General features: G+C 60.6%; 16 protein-coding genes. 4 read left to right on the top strand and 12 right to left on the bottom strand.

Annotated elements, in window-relative coordinates:
* Nucleotides 1–76: 76 nt before the first annotated feature.
* The 6 genes from HNP33_RS15445 to HNP33_RS15420 all read right to left on the bottom strand — a co-directional run bounded on the left by HNP33_RS15445 (nt 77) and on the right by HNP33_RS15420 (nt 6,707).
* Nucleotides 77–1,351 (bottom strand): TRAP transporter large permease, encoded by a 1,275-nt coding sequence (locus tag HNP33_RS15445; RefSeq protein ID WP_184710075.1) that lies wholly within the window; start codon nt 1,349–1,351, stop codon nt 77–79.
* Nucleotides 1,348–1,842 carry a TRAP transporter small permease gene (locus tag HNP33_RS15440; RefSeq protein ID WP_184710077.1) on the bottom strand — a complete coding sequence of 165 codons (495 nt, stop codon included), beginning with the start codon at nt 1,840–1,842 and terminating at the stop codon, nt 1,348–1,350. The genes HNP33_RS15445 and HNP33_RS15440 overlap by 4 nt, the downstream gene beginning before the upstream one ends.
* Nucleotides 1,843–2,013: 171 nt before the next feature.
* Nucleotides 2,014–2,991, bottom strand: a complete 978-nt coding sequence (locus HNP33_RS15435) for a TRAP transporter substrate-binding protein (RefSeq protein ID WP_184710079.1) — start codon at nt 2,989–2,991, stop codon at nt 2,014–2,016.
* A gap of 314 nt (nt 2,992–3,305) precedes the next feature.
* Nucleotides 3,306–4,565: a glutamate carboxypeptidase gene (locus tag HNP33_RS15430; RefSeq protein ID WP_184710081.1), complete on the bottom strand. Its 1,260-nt coding sequence runs from the start codon at nt 4,563–4,565 to the stop codon at nt 3,306–3,308.
* Nucleotides 4,566–4,699: 134 nt separating this feature from the next.
* On the bottom strand, nt 4,700–5,476 hold the full coding sequence (locus tag HNP33_RS15425) for a nucleotidyltransferase family protein (protein WP_233464546.1): 777 nt from the start codon (nt 5,474–5,476) through the stop codon (nt 4,700–4,702).
* A 106-nt stretch (nt 5,477–5,582) separates the two neighbouring features.
* The gene (locus HNP33_RS15420) at nt 5,583–6,707 is read right to left on the bottom strand and encodes a sterol desaturase family protein (protein ID WP_184710083.1); all 1,125 of its coding nucleotides are present in this window, start codon (nt 6,705–6,707) and stop codon (nt 5,583–5,585) included.
* A gap of 365 nt (nt 6,708–7,072) precedes the next feature.
* Between HNP33_RS15420 and HNP33_RS15415 the strand changes: the two genes are divergently transcribed.
* Complete coding sequence (locus HNP33_RS15415) at nt 7,073–7,534, top strand: Lrp/AsnC family transcriptional regulator (protein WP_184710084.1); 462 nt, start codon at nt 7,073–7,075, stop codon at nt 7,532–7,534.
* Nucleotides 7,535–8,082: 548 nt separating this feature from the next.
* The gene (locus HNP33_RS15410; RefSeq protein WP_233464545.1) at nt 8,083–11,205 is read left to right on the top strand and encodes a DUF5979 domain-containing protein; all 3,123 of its coding nucleotides are present in this window, start codon (nt 8,083–8,085) and stop codon (nt 11,203–11,205) included.
* A 174-nt stretch (nt 11,206–11,379) separates the two neighbouring features.
* On the opposite strand, the gene HNP33_RS15405 is transcribed toward HNP33_RS15410, so the two are convergent.
* A complete protein-coding gene (locus tag HNP33_RS15405) occupies nt 11,380–12,294 on the bottom strand; it encodes a LysR family transcriptional regulator (protein WP_184710088.1) in 915 nt (304 codons plus the stop codon).
* Between the two features lie 152 nt (nt 12,295–12,446).
* Here HNP33_RS15405 and dkgB point away from each other — a divergent pair, with 152 nt between their 5' ends.
* A complete protein-coding gene (gene dkgB, locus HNP33_RS15400; RefSeq protein WP_184710090.1) occupies nt 12,447–13,253 on the top strand; it encodes a 2,5-didehydrogluconate reductase DkgB in 807 nt (268 codons plus the stop codon).
* A gap of 56 nt (nt 13,254–13,309) precedes the next feature.
* On the opposite strand, the gene wrbA is transcribed toward dkgB, so the two are convergent.
* The 5 genes from wrbA to HNP33_RS15375 all read right to left on the bottom strand — a co-directional run bounded on the left by wrbA (nt 13,310) and on the right by HNP33_RS15375 (nt 18,154).
* Nucleotides 13,310–13,909: an NAD(P)H:quinone oxidoreductase gene (gene wrbA / locus HNP33_RS15395; RefSeq protein WP_184710092.1), complete on the bottom strand. Its 600-nt coding sequence runs from the start codon at nt 13,907–13,909 to the stop codon at nt 13,310–13,312.
* 505 nt (nt 13,910–14,414) lie between these two features.
* On the bottom strand, nt 14,415–15,209 hold the full coding sequence (locus tag HNP33_RS15390; RefSeq protein WP_184710094.1) for an ABC transporter ATP-binding protein: 795 nt from the start codon (nt 15,207–15,209) through the stop codon (nt 14,415–14,417).
* 21 nt (nt 15,210–15,230) lie between these two features.
* A complete protein-coding gene (locus HNP33_RS15385) occupies nt 15,231–16,115 on the bottom strand; it encodes an ABC transporter permease (RefSeq protein ID WP_184710096.1) in 885 nt (294 codons plus the stop codon).
* A gap of 111 nt (nt 16,116–16,226) precedes the next feature.
* On the bottom strand, nt 16,227–17,195 hold the full coding sequence (locus tag HNP33_RS15380; RefSeq protein WP_184710098.1) for an ABC transporter substrate-binding protein: 969 nt from the start codon (nt 17,193–17,195) through the stop codon (nt 16,227–16,229).
* Nucleotides 17,196–17,488: 293 nt separating this feature from the next.
* Nucleotides 17,489–18,154 carry a lipocalin family protein gene (locus tag HNP33_RS15375; protein WP_184710100.1) on the bottom strand — a complete coding sequence of 222 codons (666 nt, stop codon included), beginning with the start codon at nt 18,152–18,154 and terminating at the stop codon, nt 17,489–17,491.
* A 352-nt stretch (nt 18,155–18,506) separates the two neighbouring features.
* On the opposite strand from HNP33_RS15375, the gene HNP33_RS15370 reads away from it, so the two are divergent.
* Nucleotides 18,507–19,348 (top strand): type VI secretion system Vgr family protein (locus HNP33_RS15370; RefSeq protein WP_184710102.1); only part of this gene is annotated, 842 nt, incomplete at its 3' end.

Below are 19,348 nucleotides of genomic sequence, written 5' to 3'. Positions count from 1 at the left end.
CTGTGCCGGAGAGCAGAAGGCAAACATGAAAAAAGCCGCGTCCTAGACGCGGCTTTCTGTTGGAGTAATGCCAATCTCAGCGGTACACCAGATCGCGCAGACCCAATGAGATGCCAGGCACATAGGTGATGACCATCAGGCACAGCAGGATCACGGCCACAAAGGGCAGCAGGTATTTGATGATCTGGTCGAGCGAGATTTTGGCGACGGTGCAGGCCGCAAACAGGTTGACGCCAAAGGGCGGGGTGATCATGCCCAGCGCCAGGTTCACCACCATGATCAGGCCGAAGTGCACCGGGTCGATGCCAAAGTGCTGGGCAACGGGCGCCAGGATGGGTGCCAGCACGATGATGGCTGCGCTGGTTTCGATGAACATGCCGATGATGAAGAGGGCGGTGTTCACCCCCAGCAGGAACATGGCGGGGCTTTGCAGCATCTGTTCCAGCCAGTGGCCGATGGCTTCGGGAACGCCAGCGCGGGTGATCAGGAAGGCAAACAGCCCGGCGTTGGCAATGATGAACATGATGATGGCCGACGAGATGGCCGATTTGCGGAAGATGGCGTACAGATCCTTGATTCTGATTTCACGGTAGATCAGCATGCCGACAACCAGCGCGTAGAACACTGCGACGGCGGATGCCTCGGTCGGCGTAAACACGCCGCCATAGATGCCGCCCAGAATGATGACCGGCATCAAGAGTGCCCATCCGGCCTGCAGCGTGGCCTTGCCAAAGCCCAGGCGTCCTTCGCCGTCGTTCTTGCCCCAACCCTTGTATTTGCAATAGGCCCAGACAAAAACCATCAGCGCGGCGCTGATGAGCAGGCCTGGGCCGAAGCCGGCGATGAACAGTTCACCAATCGAGACTTCGGCGCTCACCCCGTACAGAATCATTGGAATCGATGGCGGGATGATCACACCCAGCTCTGCGCTGGTTGCCTGCAGTGCTGCGGCATAGTTTCTGGGGTAGCCATGCTTGATGAGGGCCGGGATCAGGATGGCGCCAATGGCAAACGTGGTGGCGACCGAGGAGCCCGAGACGGCGGCAAAGATCATGCAGGTCAGCACGCAGGTCATGGGCAGGCCGCCCTGCACGCCGCCAACAATGCTCTTGGCAAACTCCACCAGCCGGCGTGAGATGCCGCCGGTCTCCATCAGGTTGCCAGCCAGAATGAAAAAGGGGATGGCGGCCAGCGGGAATTTGTTGATGGCGCCGAACATCTCCTTGACCGAGATGAGCATGTTGGCGTTGCTGGCCTGAATGCCGAAGATCGAGGCCAGGCCAATCGATACGGCGACGGAGACGGTGAGCGCAAAGCACAGCACCATCGTGGAAAGCATCACGGCGGTCATTGCGCGTTCTCCAGTTCGGTATTCTTGGGATCGATCAGATTGCCGATGACGCCAATCACGGCAAACACGCCGCCGATCGGCATGGCCACATAGGCCCAGAACATGGACAGCGATTCGAGCCCGGCCATGGTCTGCACGCTGCCGCGCCGGGCATAGTCCCAGCCCCACCAGATGATCACGGCCAGAAGTGCCAGCGTGGCAATGCACACCAGCCAGTCCAGCACTCGGCCAAAGGCGCGCGGGCTCCAGCGGCGCAAAACGTCAACGCTCACCATGGCGCCCTGGCGAAACGCCATGGGAATGGCCAGGAACACCATCCATATGAGGCTGAAGCGGATCAACACCTCGGTCCACTCGGCGGGCTCTTCCAGCACGAAACGGGTCAGGATCTGGAACACGCCCAATGTGGATGCAATGGCGAGCATCAGGCAGGCGACCGCCATCGCAAAGCCCGATGTCCATCGCTCCAGGGTCAGAAATGCATTTTTCATGGTGTCCGAAAGCGCAGGCCTGCATGGGCAGCGCGCCCGCTCTCTCCTCCAGTTTTAATAAAAACAGCTGTTTGCGCTTATCCGTGAAGCGCAAGCAGCTATCGAAATGAGAGTAATTGGTTGGGGGCACCGCCGGGCCACAGGCCAGTCCAGCGGGTGCCTGCCCCGTGCTTACTTGTAGTCGCGGATGCGGTCGAGGTTGGCCTTGCCAAATTGCTTCTCAAAATCTGCATTCGTCTTGGTGAGCGCAGCCACAAACTTGGCCTTGTCCACGTTCTCGATCACCTGCATGCCCTTGCTTCGCAGTTCTGCCACGCCATTGGCATCATCCTGGTCCACACGGGCTCGGTTGGCCTTGGTCGCTTCCTGGGCCGCCTCCACAAAGGCCTTCTTGTCGTCGGCGCTCAGCTTGTCGTAGGCGCCCTTGTTCATCACCAGGATGCAGGGCGAGTACACATGGCCGGTGAGCGACAGGTGCTTTTGCACCTGGTCGAACTTGGCCGAGGTGATCACCGGCAGGGGGTTTTCCTGGCCGTCCACGGTGCCTTGCTGCAGCGCGGTAAATACTTCCGGGAAAGCCATGGGCGTGGTGATGATGCCCAGGGCCTTGTAGGCCTGGATGTGCACCGGATTTTCCATGGTGCGCATCTTCAGGCCCTTGGTGTCGTCGGGGCTGTTGATGGCGCGCTTGGAGTTGGTCATGTGGCGAAAGCCGTTCTCTGCCCAGGCCAAGGCCTTGAAGCCTTTGGAATCGAACTTGCCCAGCAGCTCCTGGCCGATGGGGCCATCGAGCACGGCACGGGCATGGGCCTTGTCGCGGAAGAGAAAGGGCACGTCGAGGATCTTGGTCTCGGGCACGAAGTTCGGCACGGGCCCGCTGGAGCTGAAGGCCAGCTCCTGCGTGCCCAGTTGCACGGCTTCGATCGATTCGCGCTCTCCGCCCAGTGCGCCGCTGTAGAAGGTCTGCACCTTGTAGCGGCCACCAGTGCGTTTTTCCACTTCCTTGGCGAAGGTGTCGATGGCCACGCCCTGGTGCGAATTCTGCGCCACCGAAATGCTGATACGCATCGTGGTCTGAGCGCTGGCAATATTGCCCGCCATCAAGCCCACGGCCAACCCCACGCCCCAAGCCAGTTTTTTCATCTGCATGATTTGTCTCCTCGGTCTTACCGAATGATCGTTATTGCCGTCTGCGGAAAGCCCGCGCGAGCTTTGCATTGTGGGCAAAGTGGCGTGAATCCATATTGGGGTTTTTATGATGCCGCGATGCAGCGCAGGCTGGTAGTGGCAGCGCACGTCGATAAGTGCTTGATAGCACGGCGTTGGGGTGCGCTGCTGCCTGAGGCGGTTGTTCTTCTGGCTGTCGCAGGGCGGACAGCCGCCTGCGGTAGCTCCACGCTGAATGAAAAAGGCGCCAGTGTCTGCTGGCGCCTGAAGGTGGAATGCAACGGTGCAGGGGGCAGTTACATGCCCTGACCCAGATCGGAGATGAGCTGTGCCGACAGGTACAGGCGGCGTGCAATGGGCTCGGTCAGCACGTATTCGGCCAGATTGGAGTGGTAGTTGGCACCGGGCAGGCCCAGGCCTTCGATCACCGGCTTGCCCGAGAGCGCGGCGTAGGCCGCGTCAGAGCCGCCACCGCCGCGCGTGGTGTACATCTGCGATTTGCCGCCTACGTCGGCATAGATGGTGATGGCTTTCTGGATGAGCTTGACGCCGTCGTCGGTGGCGTTGAAGGCCGGGCGGCCGCGGGTCAGGTTGATGTCGATGGTGGCGCCAGGTACATGCGGCGCGGCCGCTGCCTTGTCCAGCATGCCTTTCATCCAATCCAGATCCTCGTTCTTGCCGTAGCGCACGTCGGCGTTGACAACGGCCTTGTCGGGGATGATGTTGGTCGCGGTGCCGCCAGCGGTCATGGTGGTCCAGTTGAAGCCGCGTTCCTTGGACTTTTCCTGGATATCCTGGGTGCGCAGCACGAGGGCCGATGCTTCGGTGAGCGCGTTGATACCTGCCTCTGGTGCCACGCCCGCGTGCGATGCCTTGCCGTGCACCACGGCCTGCACATAGGCAATGCCCGAGGTGGCGGTGCCAAAGCCCTCTTCAAGGCCCGAGGGTTCGTACGACAGCACATAGTCGTGTGCTGCCGCGAGCTTCTGGATCAGGTCGCGCGAGCCGAAGGAGCCTTTTTCCTCATCGGTGTTGAACATCACGGTGATGGTCTTGAACTTGCTGAAGTTCTGCGCCTTGAGCAGGCCCAGGCTGTGCAGGATGACGGCGATGCCGCCCTTGGCATCGGCAATGCCTGCGCCATAGGCCTTGTCGCCTTCCACCTTGAACGGGGCCGTGGCCAGGATGCCGCGCGTGTACACGGTGTCCATGTGCGCCATCAGAAGCAGGCTCTTGGTGCCGCTGCCCTGGAAGGTGCCGACGATGTTGTCGCCCACCACGCCAGCCTCTGCCTTGTGGCGCACTACGGTGGCGCCCAGCGCCTGCAGGCGGGCTTCGAGGTAGTTGCCCATCTGCGGAATGCCGACGGAGTCATTGGTGCCGGTTTCGATGTTGACCAGCTCCTGCAGGGTCTTGATCACAGCGGCCTTCTCGGCCTGCGAGGCCTGGTCGAGTGTGGCGTTGTAGCTGATGGAGGCGGCGCTACTGTCGGAGCAGCCCGATACGGTCAGGGAAAGCGCCGCTGCAGCTGCGATGGCCAGCAAGGTTTTTTTCATGGCAATCAAAAGGGTGGGGAAGGGGGCGCGGTGAGCGCGCTGCGTTTACCACCCAATTGTTACCAAAATGTGAATTGCGCCAAACCAAGGCTGTCACGGCTGAGACCAGCGCGATGCCCTGGGCGCAGGCGGCTTCACCCCGCAATGGCCGCCAGGCGCTCGGGCGTGCCCACATCCACCCAGACTCCGTCGTAGCGGCTGGCGCTGCAGCGGCCCGCCTGCATGGCGGCGCGCAGCTGCTGCACCAGGGGCATCTTCACGCCATGAGGGTTGCCGGGCGGAATATCGCAAAACGGAGGTGCGAACAGCTCCTTTTTCAGCAGCGCAACGGAGCAGTAGGTCAGGCGCGGCCGGGTGTCGTCTGCTGCTGGGGTCTCGGCACGGCCGGTATAGGCGTGGCCTGCATCGGTATGGTCATCTTCCGTCAGCACAAAATCCCCCTTGGGGTGGTGCGGCGCATTGGGCACCAGCCACAGGTGGGCCAGATCACCCGATTGGGCAAAGCGCTGGCGCAGCGCTTCGTCAAAGGGAAAGCTGGGGATGAACACATCGCCCGATACCAACCAGAACGCATCATCGAGCAGCGGCAGCGCACGGCTGATACCGCCGGTGGTTTCGATGCCGCCGCCAAAATCCAGGTCTTCGCGCGAATAGCGGATCTGCACGCCATGCCCGCCCATGTCTGCCTTGGCGGGCCAGGCATCCGCCACCTGCTGGCCCAGCCAGCCGGTGTTGATGACGATGCGGTCCACTCCGGCTGCGGCCAGTTGCTCCAGGCTGTGCTGCATCAGCGGTTTGCCGCGTACCGGCAAAAGCGGCTTGGGCGTGTGATCGGTGAGCGGGCGCATGCGCTCGCCCCGGCCTGCGGCCAGCACCATGGCCTGGGCGCGGAATTCGGTGGTGGATGACATGATCATGAAGAAAAGTGGCTCTGGCGCTTTACTGTAAAGAACAAGCAGCTATCAAAATTATAGAGCCTCCGATAAGGAGGCTCTGTGGGGATGGTGGGGAGGGCGCTCAGCCTTTCCAGGTAAAAGGGAACTTCAGCTGCTTGAAGAACCCGTTGGGCACATAGTCGCCCAGCACGCCATAGTCCTTGGGCCAGAGCTTGTCGCTCTTGACTGCCGTGCCAAACAGGTAGTCCAGAAAGGCAAAGTGGGCTGCATAGTTCTTGTCCAGCGCTTCCTGGTCCTGGCTGTGGTGCCAGTGGTGGAAGTTGGGCGTGACGATGACGTAGCGCAGCGGCCCCAGGCGCACGCTCACATTGGCGTGGTTGAAGACGGCCTGGAAGCCAACGATGATGATGTAAGCATCAATCACCTCCTTGGAAAAGCCCAGCACATAGATGGGGGCCAGCACCAGCGTGCGGGTGATCAGCAGCTCCAGGATGTGCTGGCGCGAACCTGCCAGCCAGTCCATGCTCTTGACGCTGTGGTGCACGGCGTGAATGCGCCACAAGAGCGGCACCTCGTGGTAGGCGCGGTGCGTCCAGTACTGCACCAGATCGGCCACGAGGATGATCAGGAACAGCGCGACCCAGAAGTTCAGGTTGGCCACCCAGCCACGGATACCGTCGTTGGCGGCCCAGCCAAACAGCTTGTGCACCATCAGATTGGTGGCCAGCAGGATGAATCCGACCACCATGTGGTTGACGAGAAAGTGGTGAAAGTCGGTCTGCCACTCGGGGCGGAAGACCGGCTGGTCCTTGCGCAGTGCAAACAGCTTCTCGATGAAGATGAAGATCAGCGAACTGCCCAGCAGATCGAGGATGAACCAATCCAGGCCGATATAGGGCGTGTCGGTGGCGAATTCGCCCACTGGCACCTTGTGGCCGCCCAGCAGTGCCGACAGCGCCACCAGCCCGAAAGCCGACGCAGCCAGCCAGCGCACCCGCCCCAGCACGATCAGCGCAACCGACAGGCCGCCCGCAATCACCATGCACCAGAACAGCAGCTGCCGCATGACATCTACGTTGTAGCTGCGGCGCAGCTCAGGAGTCGTGAGGTACTGCGGAAAGTGAAAGGCCATCACTCCCAGAAAGCACAGTGCCGCCAGGATGAGGGCGATTACGCCCGTCACCATCCCCTTGCCGGCCTGCAGGGATCCGTGGCTTTCAGACAGATCATTGAGTCGCTTGAACATAGCTGCTTCGTTGTCATGTTGTGATTTGGCGCCACTATGCCACGGGCGGCAGGTGTAGGACAGGACGCCGCATGGCCCCAATTGCAACAGTTTTGTTACGCCAAGGGAAAGCGCAGGGACGGGTGAGGGCACTGTAGACACTGTGCAACAGCCCAAAACAACCCGCCCCCATGGCAGCGGTAACTGCCTGGGGGCGGGCGGTGAGAGGGGCTGCCGGTAAGCAGGCTCTGCAAGAAAGCGGCTTCGGTAAAAGTGTTTCGATGCCCAAAGTATGGGCCCGGATAGCTGGGAAGAAATTCTGTTTTGTCTGGTAATTTTTATAAATTCGGAAGAAAATTCTTTTAAATCTTCAATGGTGGAAAAATATGCTGCTTGATCGTCTAGATCGAAAAATTCTTGCGGTACTGCAATCCAATAGCCGTGCCAGCCTGCAAGACATAGGCCATGCCGTGGGGTTGAGTCCTTCGCCTTGCTGGGGCCGCATCAAGAAGCTGGAGGAGGCGGGCGTGATCGAAGGCTATACCGTGCGCCTCAATCCACTGGCGCTCGGGTTGGGCGACACCGTACTGGTGCAGGTCACGCTCGACAGCCACTCGGACAACACACTGGAGAAGTTTGGCGAAATGCTGGCCACCATTCCTGAAGTGGTGGAGGCGCACCTTGTCTCCGGTGAATACGACTACCTGTTGCGGGTGGTGGTGAAGGACACGCGCGACTATGAGCGCCTGCTGCGAGAGAAGCTCTACAAGATCAAGGGCATTCGCCACAGCCAGTCGAGCTTTGTGCTGCGGACGCTGAAGAAGGCCGACCTGCCGCTGGGCGTGTGAAGAGAATGGCATGGCGAGCCGAATGGCATGGCGAGCCGGGCCGGGCCTGGAGCGATCAATGGATTTTCTGTGATGGCGATAAACCCATGTAAATCGGTCAATACCATCATATCTATATCGAATTTTTCAGAAGAAATTTCTGGTGTGAATATATCAAATGAATGAGAGATTATTTTTTGAAAATTAAATAAGAAAGCAAGCTTCGATAATGGCATCCTGAAAATCTATTTCATTACAGGTGAAATAGATTATTTTTATGACATCTGCAGAAGATGTGATAAAGACCTGCTCAGTTTGTAAGAATTTCCCATTTATTTGCAAACAAACGTTATTTTAAAAATTCATAAAATTTTAATTGTTTCAATAAAGCTTATGGCTATGGATAATTGTGTTCCCCGTGAGGCGAAGAGAGACTCTTTGGGGAGCGCACTTCCATTTGAAGGCCAGGTATTTGAATCACTTCTTGGTGAATGAATACGATGAATGGTTTGTGCATTTGCATTTAATTTTTTGGAGAGGCCTTTATATTAATATAAAGGATCAGTTCCATGGCACAAAGAAAACCATTTTCCAGTATTATATTTGCCGCTATCCAATATATTGTCGCAGGCATTGTATTGGCGGCATCGCCTTTGCATGCAGGGGCGCAGACCGCTGATGTGCAGATTACCAAGTCCGGCCCTTCGTCAGGCGTAGGTGGAACAGGTTTTATATATATTTTGGAAATGGATAACAACGGCCCGAACGCTGCCGATGGTGCAAGCTTTCAGGACCCGTTGCCAGCCGGAATCACCAATGTGCAGGCGACATGCACGTTGGCAACCGGGGGCGCGGCATGCCCCACCGACTTGTCGGTGGTCAATGGCACGGTGGCCGGTACCCTGGCGACTTTCCCCAACCTGGGCAAGGTGCGGGTGGAGATCAGCGGCAAGTTTGGCGTCACCGGCCCGAGCACATTGACGAATACGGCCAACATCAGCCCGCCAGGGGGCGTGACAGACCCCTTGCCCAATTCGAACACCAGCTCCATCAGTACCGCCATGCGCTACGAAGCGGACCTGGCTGTCACTAAAACGCAGAGCAGCGATACCTACCAGTCCGGCGTGCCCCTGACCTATACGATCACGCTCAGCAACAATGGGCCGGGTGCTGCAGACGGCGTCGTGCTGTGGGACACGCTCTCCAACAGCTTCATCAGCCATATCGCGGCCGATCTGGTGTTCAACCAGTGCACGGCAACGGGTGGTGCCCAGTGTCCGGACAATGCCAGTTTTCCCAATCGTGCAGGGCAGAGCAGCTACAGCCCGGTGTTCAACGCCACCATTCCGGCGCTCCCGCCAGGAGGCACTATCACAGTGACCTACACCATGACGCCGTACCTGGTGCCCAATGCGGCTTGCGGCAGGCCCGCCGGGCAATTGTTCAACACGGCATCGATCCAGCTGCTCGATGGGATGAATGACACCAGCCCCAACAACAACCAGCAGTCTGCCATTTTGCAGGTGCCGGGTACGCCCCCGTGCCGGCAGACCGACCTGCAGGTGACCAAGACCCAGGAGCCCGCCACCCCGCAGATGGGCGATCTGGTGACCTACACCATGGAGCTGACCAACGCAGGCCCCGAGGCCGCCGATGGCGCGTACATCTCCGATGTCATCCGAACCCATGGCGGCTCTGCCGCGTACATTGACGCGGCGGCGCAGTTCCAGAGCTGCGTGGCGGATTTTGGCGCGGTGTGCCCCGCGAATTCCGAATTCCTCAATCCGTCGGGCAGCGCGTCGTACTCCACCTTGTTCAATACACAAGTGCCGGTCTTGCCGGTCAATGGCCGCCTGACCATCGTCTACCAGGTGCAGACGGGCTTCAATGCACCGGTCCCCTGCGGCAGAACGCTCGGGGGCCTCAACAACGAATTTGCCGCCAACCCGCCAGATGGGCTGGACGACTCCAACACCAGCAATAACTTTGCGTCGGTGCCGATCATCGTTCCCGCAACGCCGGAATGCCCGAAAACAGACCTCGCGGTCACCAAGACGCAGAGCTCGGACGCTTACCAGCCAGGCGTTCCGGTCACCTACACCGTAACGGTGACCAACAAGGGCCCCAACCCCGCAGATGGAGCCTCCATCGCCGATCGCCTGATCACCTTTGAGCTGGGCGCGAGCCTGGATGTGCAGTCGTCGGTGGTCAATTGCACGGCTGCTAATGGTGCTGTCTGCCCTGGCGCATCTGCTTTTCCCGCACCGTACGCGGGCAGCATCGGCGGTTTTTCCGGCCCCTTCCAGACAGTGGTACCAAAACTGCCCGTCGGTGGTTCGCTGACGATCACTTATTCGCTGACCTATGGTTATTCGCAGAGCACCTGCAACTGGCCATCGGGCTATCTGGTCAATGAATTTTCTGCCGGGCCGCCGGATGGCACGGATGAGCTGGCACCCGGCGACAACCAGGCCACTGTCACGATGGCGCAGTTCAACTGCTCGAATGTCTCGGTCAACAAATCGGTGGCGCCGATCACGGCCAATCGGGGGGCCATGGTGACGTACTCGGTGGATGTCTACAACGCTGGCCCGTCCGATACCACGAATGTGCTGTTCTCCGATCCATTACCCCAGGGCGTGGCTTTCGTGGATGCGGCGTGCTCCGTGCTGACGGCTCCGGCGGCCTGTGGTGCTTCGGTGAACTACGATGCGGCAACGCGCACGGTCAGCAGCACCATTGCGTCTCTGGGCAATGGTGCCGCGGTGCGGTTCGTGATCCACACCACTGCAGGCTACCAGCCCGGCACCTACACCAATACCGGCTATGCCACGGTGGCTGCGGGCGTGGTTGATCCCATCCTGGCCTCGAACGAAAGCCATGTGAATCTGCAGATCTTCAACACCAGCACCCCCCGGACGGTGACCAAGGTGATTGAAGGCATGGCCGCGGGCCTTGCCAGCCCCCTGACTTTCACCGGCACCATGGTGTGCGGTTCGCAACCTGCGCAGGTCTGGTCGGTCACCGTGCCTGCGGGCGCAACCAGCGGCACCAGCGCCCCGGTTATCTTCTATGACGGGGACAGCTGCACAGCGACCGAAGACACGCCGCCTGCGGCCCCTGCAGGCTATGCATGGGTGGGCGCGCCGGAGATCAGCGCGCAGGACGCAGGCTTTACGGTGACCAACCGCGTGCAGCGGCAGACCGCAGGCATTGCGCTGACCAAACGGATCACCGGAGATACGGCGGCTGCAGCCTTGGTCAATGGCACGTTTGATTTCTCGCTGAACTGCGGGGTGGATGGCGTGCACCAGCTCAGCGTAACCATTGCCAATGGACAGACCGCGTCGGCCAGCCTTGGCGCGCTTCCCGCCAATGCGTCCTGCTCGGTCACAGAAACTGGCAAAGCCAATCCTCCTGTCGGGTTCAACTGGGGCGCGCCGGGTTACTCTGCCAATCCAGTCACCATTCCCGCCGCAGGCAATGCGCAGGTGGAAGTCGTCAATCCGCTGGTCGGCGGCGATGATGGTGGAGGAGGCAGCGGTGGCGGTGGTGGTGGTGGCAGCGTTGGCGGTGGAAGCAAGCCAGCCCCCAACCCTGTTCCCGTGGGTGGCCCATGGGGGTATCTGCTGCTGGCGCTGACGATGGGCTGGCTGGCGGCCGCTCGCTTTCGCGTGGCACGCCAGGGCTAGGAAGTTGTTCAAAGTCTGCGCACCCGGAGGGGTTGCGCGACTGGGTTGGGCCGAGCAAGCCGCACCAGGGGGCGGTGCAACGCTGCTACAGCGCAACGGCGCAACGGCGCAACGGCGCAACAGCACCTAGGCCCATGCGCCGCGCTCGATGTGCAAGCATCGCGCGGTAGCTGCTCAACCCTCGAACGCCTGCTGGCCCAGCGTCTGGGCCACGTAGTCCACAAAGCAGGTGATGCGCGCCGCCAATGCCGTATTGCGGTAGTAGACGGCGTTGATGGATTGGCGCACATCCAGTGTTTGCTCTGGAAACAGCTGCACCAACTGGCCGTTGCGGCGGTCCTCGCGGGTCATGAAATCCGACAGGCTGACGACGCCCAGGCCCGCAAGTGCCATGTGCCTGAGCGTTTCTCCGCTCGATGAAGTAATCGCAGGCTGGATGCGCAAGGCGTTGCCGTCCGCATCGCGCAGCGGCCAGTCGTTGAGCGACTCAGGCTGGGTAAAACCCAGCAGGGTATGCGGCCCGCCCGCCTGGGTGAGCTGTGCAGGTTCGGCTGGCATGCCATGCTGCGCCAGGTAAGCGGGGCTTGCGAGCACCCGCACGCGGCTGGTGCCGATGGGGCGGGCATGCAGCGTAGAGTCTTTCAGCACCCCGATGCGGAACGCCACATCGGTGCGTTTTTCGATCAGGTCGATGATGCCTTCGTTGGAGTTCAGCTCCAGCTCCACCTCGGGGTAGCGCATGCTGAACCCTGCGATCAGCGGCACCAGCACATGCAGCATGAACGGCGTAGCCGCGTCCACTCGCAGCCGGCCAGCAGGCCGCACGCGCCGGGCGGCCATCTGTTCTTCGGCTTCGTCCACCAGCGCCAGGATGGCCCGGGCGCGCTGCAAAAAGGCGGCGCCTTCTTCGGTCAGCTCCAGCCTGCGCGTGGTGCGGCGCAGCAGGGTGGTTTGCAGCTTCTCCTCCAGCCGGCCCAGTGTGCGGCTGGTGGCTGAGATCGTCAGCCCCAGCAGCTCGGAGGCGGCGGTGATCGAGCCCGTGTCCACCACCGCCGCGAAGGCCTGCAATTCATCAAGGGTGGTTTTCATTGTTGATTTTTTATCAAGAGATATTGGTTAATAAGGGGCTTAATCTGCAAATATTAACCGTGCACACTGTCATCCATCAAGCGCAACGGCAAAGCTGCGGCACGGCCGCATCCTGTTTCTGCGTTCCATTTACCTGATTGAGGAGTCCTTTCATGAACCATATCCCTTCCTTCGGCGTCGGCACGTTCCGCCTGAGCGGCCAGACCGTCATCGACTCGGTGCGCAATGCGCTGGACGTGGGCTACCGCGCCGTCGATACCGCGCAGATCTACGGCAACGAGGCCGAGGTTGGCCAGGCGATTGCCGAGAGCGGCGTGCCGCGCGCCGAGCTTTTTGTGACCACCAAGATCTGGACCGACAACTACGCCAGGGCCAAGCTGGTGCCCAGCCTGCGTGAAAGCCTGAAAAAGCTGCGCACCGACTATGTGGATTTGACGCTGATCCACTGGCCCGCGCCGGGCAACGGCGTGGAGCTGCCCGAATTCATGGACGCGCTGGCCGAGGCCAAGGCGCTGGGCCTGACCCGCCAGATTGGCATCTCCAACTTCAACATCGAACTCACCCGCCAGGCGATTGCCGCTGTGGGCAAGGGCGAAATTGCCACCAACCAGATCGAGCTGAGCCCCTATCTGCAGGGCCACAAGCTGACGGCTTTTCTTCAGGAGCAGGGCATCCAGGTGACCTCTTACATGACCCTGGCTTACGGCAAGGTGCTCAAGGATCCGGTGCTGGCCAGCATTGCCGCCAAGCACCAGGCCACGGTGGCGCAGGTGGCGCTGGCCTGGGCGCTGCAGCTGGGGTATGCGGTGATCCCGTCGTCAACCAAGCGCGAAAACCTGGCCAGCAACCTGCTGGCCCGCGGCCTGAAGCTGGACGCCGAGGACATGGCCCTGATCGCCACGCTGGAGCGCAATGGCCGGGAAGTCAGCCCCGAAGGCCTGGCACCGGCCTGGGACTGAGCGTTTGCTGGCGGGCCACCCTGCCAAGAGGGGGCCCGCCGCCGCGCAATCGTTGCTTAAGCCGCGATCTTGGCCGCGAGGGTGGCAACCTTGGCGCCCTGGGCAAAGGCCAGCTCCAGCTCGGGCTCAGATGGCTGGCGCGAGCCGTCGGCACCTGCCAGGGTGGCAGCACCGTAGGGCGAACCGCCCTTGACCTGCGACAAGTCAAACTGCGAGGGCAGGCCAAAGCCAGCGGGCACGATCACCATGCCGTGGTGGGCCAGCGTGTTCCAGAATGAGGTGACGGTGGTTTCCTGGCCGCCCAGTGTGCCGGTGGAGGTGAACACGCTGCCAACCTTGCCTGCCAGTGCGCCTTTGGCCCAGAGGCCGCCGGTCTGGTCGAGAAAGCTGCGCATCTGGCCGCTCATGTTGCCAAAGCGGGTGGGGGTGCCAAAGATGATGGCGTCATAGTCGCCCAGCTCAGCGGGCGAGGCCACGGGGGCTGCCTGGTCCGTCTTTCCGCCTGCGGCCTTGAAAGCCTCTGCAGGCATGGTCTCGGGCACGCGCTTGACGGTGACCTCGGTGCCTGCCACGCTCTTGGCGCCTTCGGCGATCTTGGCGGCCATGGTTTCGATGTGACCGTACATGGAATGGTAGAGAACCAGAACTTTAGCCATTGCGATTTCCTTCGTATGAGTGAGTGGCCGGCCCAAGGGGCGAGCACGGTGTCAGAACACGAAAACCACTTGGCCGTCGACCTGTTTTTGGCGTCGGGCCCTGTGTGATTTCCTGAAACACAACTGTAGCCAGATCCTTTGCTGGCAGAGGACGCGCGATTTGAACGCAGCGTTGCACGAATTTGAACGACGCCTGCGTGGTGAGGCCACATCTGAGGATGAATCTGGCCGCCAGCGCTTGCGTGTGGGGGGCTGTGACTTAAAAAATCATCGCTAAACGAAAAGTCAGGCCCGCTGGCTGCCTTGCTGTTTGCCGTTTCCCGTTTGCTATTTGCTGTCTACTGTTTGCCGCGTCTACGACTCTTTTCGCCCATCGCCAACGGCGCCTTTGCAGCACAGCAGGTGCGATGCCTAGAGCCATGAAGGCGCAATAGAAAAAGCAGCTGGCCCACGGTAGTGAAAGCCAGCTGCCTTGTTGGAGGCGGCGAGGTGCTCGGGAAACCTGTCAGCTCAGCAGCAGGGCATCGTCGGCCAGTTTTTCGCCGCGCACCTTCTCGAACATCTGCAGCAGGTCGGGCACGTCCATGCGGGCGCGCTCATCGCCGCTCACGTCCAGAACCACCTGGCCCTGGTGCAGCATCACGGTGCGGGTGCCCACGTCGAGCGCCTGGCGCATGCTGTGGGTCACCATCATCGTGGTGAGCTGGCCTTCTTCCACGATGCGTGCGGTGAGGTTGAGCACAAAGTCTGCCGTGCGCGGGTCAAGTGCTGCGGTGTGCTCGTCAAGCAGCAGGATGCGTGAAGGCTGGAGCGCCGCCATCAACAGGCTCACGGCCTGCCGTTGGCCGCCCGAGAGCAGGCCGATGCGGTCGGTCAGGCGGTTTTCCAGGCCCAGGCCCAGGGTGGCGAGGCGCTCGCGGTAGAGCTCGCGGTTGGCGTTCTTCACGGCTTTGGACAGGCCGCGGAAGTTGCCGCGCTCGTGCGCCAGGGCCATGTTCTCTTCAATGGAGAGGTCTTCACAGGTGCCCGCCATCGGGTCTTGAAAGACGCGGGCGACTTTGTGGGCGCGGTCCCAGACGGGTTTGCGCGTCATGTCTTCGCCGTCGATGACGATGCTGCCGGTGTCGACCATCAGGTCGCCCGAGATGGCGTTGAGGAAAGTTGATTTTCCGGCGCCATTGGAGCCGATGACGGTGACAAACTGGCCGGCAGGAATCTCCAGCGTCATGCCGCGCAGGGCGCGGGTTTCGATGGGCGTGCCGGGGTTGAAGGTGATCTTGAGGTCTTTTGCGCTCAGCATGGCTATTCTCCGATTCTGGGCTTAGGGCTTCTTGCTGAGCTTGCGCTTGAGCTGGGGTATCACCAGTGCCACGGTCACGAGCAGCGCGGTCACCAGATTCAAGTCCTGGGCCTTCAGGCCGATGAAGTCGCTGTTCAATGCCAGGGCAATGAAGAATCGGTACACGATGGCGCCGATCACCACGGCCAGCGTTGCCAGAATCAGCTTGCGCGACGGCAGGATGGATTCGCCAACAATCACCGCCGCCAGGCCGATCACGATGGTGCCGATGCCCATGGAGCTGTCTGCGCCGCCCTGGGTCTGGGCAAACAGCGCGCCAGCCAGGCCCACGAGTGCGTTCGATACGGCCATGCCCAGCAGGATCATGCCGCCGGTGTTGACGCCCTGGGCGCGTGCCATGCGGGCGTTGGTGCCAGTAGCGCGAATGGCCAGGCCCCGCTCGGTGAGGAAGAACCAGTCCATGGCGAGCTTGGCGAGGATCACGATCACGATCAGCAGCAGCGGGCGGAACACATAGTCTTCCATGCCGGAGGGCTGCAGCTGGTTGAAGAGGGTAGGGTCGTTGATCAGCGGCACATTGGGACCGCCCATGATGCGCAGGTTGACCGAGTACAGCGCAATCATCATCAGGATGGAGGCCAGTAGATCCATGATCTTGAGCTTGACGTTGAGCCATCCGGTGATCAGACCAGCGATGGCGCCTGCCAGCGCCGCGCCGATGGTGGCGACGATGGGGCTGTAGCCGCTCGTGATCATCACCGCACAGACGGCGCCGCCCAGCGGAAAGCTGCCGTCCACCGTCAGGTCGGGAAATCGCAGCAGGCGAAAGGAGATGAACACACCGAGCGCGACCAGCGCAAAGATCAGGCCGATCTCGATGGCTCCCAAAAATGAAAATAAGGTCATGGATTTTTCTTATCTAAGAGGTGGCTAGATAAAACAAGCCCCGCTTCTGGCGGGGCTGCATCTTGTCATCACCTGCGCTGCACGGTCAGCACGGCAGCAGGCAATGCGGCATTACTGAACCACCTTGGCGGCCGACTTGACCAGCTCGTCGCTCAGTTTGATGCCTTGCTTCTCCGCAGCGCCGGGGTTCACGAACAGCTCCATCTTGGTCGAGACTTCGGTCTTGATGTCGCCAGGCTTTTCGCCCTTGAGGATGCGAGCGACCATGCGGCCGGTCTGCTCGCCCAGGTCACGGTAGTTGATGCCCATGGCGGCCACCGCGCCACGTGCGACGGAGTCGGTGTCCGATGCCACCAGCGGCACCTTGGAATCTTGGCCAACCTTGACCAGGGCTTCATATGAAGACACGACGTTGTTGTCGGTGTTGGTGTAGATCACATCGACCTTGCCAACCAGCGAGCGCGCAGCGCTGGAGACGTCCACCGAGCGTGGCGCTGCGGCTTCCACCAGGGTCATGCCCAACTTGGGCAGCAGCTCCTTGAGCTCCTTCACCACCACGGCCGAATTGGCCTCGCCCGGGTTGTAGACCATGCCTACGCGCTTGGCATTGGGCACGACCTTCTTGACCAGCTCCATCTGCTTGTCCAGAGCCAGCAGGTCGGACACGCCGGTCACATTGTTCTTGGATGGCTCCCAGCTGGGTACCAGCTTGGCGGCAACCGGATCGGTCACGGCGGAGAATACGACGGGCACAGTCTTGGTAGCGGCGACGACGGCCTGGGCCGAAGGCGTGGCAATGGCTACGATGGCATCGGGCTTGTCACCGACGAACTTGCGGGCGATCTGCGCGGCGGTGCCAGGATTGCCCTGAGCGCTCTGGTACTGCCACTTCAGGTTCTTGCCTTCTTCGAAGCCTTCGGTTTTCAGGGCGGCTTTGACACCATCACGCACGGCATCCAGTGCGGGGTGCTCAACGATGGCAGTCACAGCAACCGATTTCTGATCGGCGGCCTGCGCCGGCGCGATTGCAGCAATTGCCAATGCCACTGCGCCCAGAGGCGCCCATGCCAGTTTCTTCATTCGTGTATCTCCGCCAGGGTGGGTTGAAAGTCGTAGCTGCAGCGTCGAGCGTTGCAAGCAAGTGGCAGCAGTCTACACCCCTGTTAACGGGCAATGACGGTTTTTGAACTCAGGGAGAGCCCTAGTTGCGATGATGCGGAAAAAATGAATGCTTGCAGGCGCTGTTTGCCTGAATGTTGAAGAATAATTGCTTGAAAATGCAGTGTTGAAGCAGAAAATTGTGACGTTCTCCATTTTTTGCATGGGTGGCGCAGAAAACGTGCGGAGCAGAAGCTGCGCCTTGATGGCGGTTTTCAGTTTTCCTGGCCCGACCAGACGAGGTTGCCCATGTCCGGGTAGTGGCGTTTGGCTAACTGTGTGAGCGCCCGGCGCAGGGGCTCCGGCACGGAAGGAGAGCGCGAAAGCACAAAATACGATCCCGCCGTGGGCCCTTTGACCAGTGCCCACTGGTAGTTGGCATCGATGGCAAACGTGCGGTAGTCCACGCTCAGCAGGTTGCCAAAGCGGTTGATGCGGAAAGTGACGGGTGGCTCAATCCTGGGGCTGCTTTGGAAGGATCCGCCATTTTTGTCTACCGGCTCCATGTAGTCCTCGACCCGCTTCCATTGGTTGGACAGGGGCAGGTAGTAGGTATAGATGACGCGCACGGCACCGTCATAGCGCAGCAGCATCTCATAGCGCTCCCGTGTACGCAGCTCATTGCTGGGGATCTCGGTCTTGCCTGCCTTGTACCAGAGGCCCATGTAGCGCTCGGCGTTGTAGCGGGTTGCGAGCTCCAGGATCACCGAGGAAGGGGGCGCTGGTGGCGCAGGGGTTGCCACCGGAGGCGGGGCGGCACGGCTGCTTTTGGCCGATTGCGCCGCAGCCAGCCCATGCATTGCCATGGCAGCGCCCACCCCAACGAGACCGTAGAGGGCAAACTTGGCACGGGCAGCTCTGAAACCGAGAAGCATGGACATGTGCGCTATTCTGGTGCGCGAGCAGAAAGCGCTTTGTCGGTAAATGTCGGTATTGCCACGGAATGCCGTAGCGCGCTAGTGCGCTTGCCCAGGCTCCTTACCACCGCCGTGCACTTGTGATGCGTATTTGCGCCTGCGGAGATGCTGTTGCATGACGGAGACTTCCCATCCATGCAAATGCCGCTAGGCATTGACCATGCTTTTTACTTCTTCGTATTGAGAAACCTCAACCGCTTGGATGCGGTGTATCTAATCGACGTCTTCCGACAATCGGTCGCTCATTTCCGGTTGCCTCTCCCTATTATCTGGCCCCATACCAACGCACATACACCCATAAAAACCAGGGGCCAACATGCCAAGCCGCACCTTTGTCGCCCACAGCCCGCTGGGCGAGCAACTGGAATTTCGCTCGCTCGAAGGCGCAGAGCAGATATCACGGCTGTTCCAATTCAGAGTGCGGCTGCTCAGCGACTCCCCCAGCCTCTCAGCCAAATCCTTGCTCGGCAAAGACATCAGCATCGAGATTGACCTCACCACCGAAGCGGCAGGCAGCGGCAAACGGTTTCTCTCCGGCCAGGTCACCCAATTCACCTACATCGGCAGAGACGGGGATTCCAGCCTCTACGAATGCATATTGCGCCCCTGGCTGTGGCATGCCACACGCCGCTCTGATTTCAAAATCTTCCAGTTCCAAAAGGCCCCCGACATCATCGAGGACGTGCTCGGCAAATACGGCTTCTCTATTGAGAACCGGTTAACGGGCCACTACCGGCAGTGGACCTATATCGTCCAATACGGCGAGAGCGACTTCAACTTCGTCTCCCGCCTCATGGAAGAAGAAGGCATCTTCTACTTCTTCGCCCACAGCAACGGCAGCCACAAGATGGTGCTCGCTGACGATATCGGCTCTGTCGCCCCCTTGCCCACCGGCCCCACCACCATTGCCTACTACCCCAACAACAGGGCAGCGCACATCCACAGCGAAGACTTCATCGACGCCTGGGTCCATGCCGAAGACATCGCCAGCGGCAACTTTGCAGCCGACGACTACGACTTCGAAAAGCCCAAGGCCATCCTCGACACCCGCCAGCAGCAGCCCGCAGGCCACAGCGAAGACAGCAGAGAGCAATACGAATGGCCCGGCGGCTACACCGAGCATGGCGATGGTGAGAACTACGCGCGCATCCGCATCGA

The sequence above is a fragment of the Comamonas odontotermitis genome (genome assembly GCF_014207855.1).
GTDB classification, from domain to species: Bacteria; Pseudomonadota; Gammaproteobacteria; order Burkholderiales; family Burkholderiaceae_C; genus Comamonas; species Comamonas odontotermitis_A.
The sequence above is the reverse complement of the archived record's forward strand: the minus strand, read 5'-3'. Positions and strand labels throughout refer to the sequence as shown.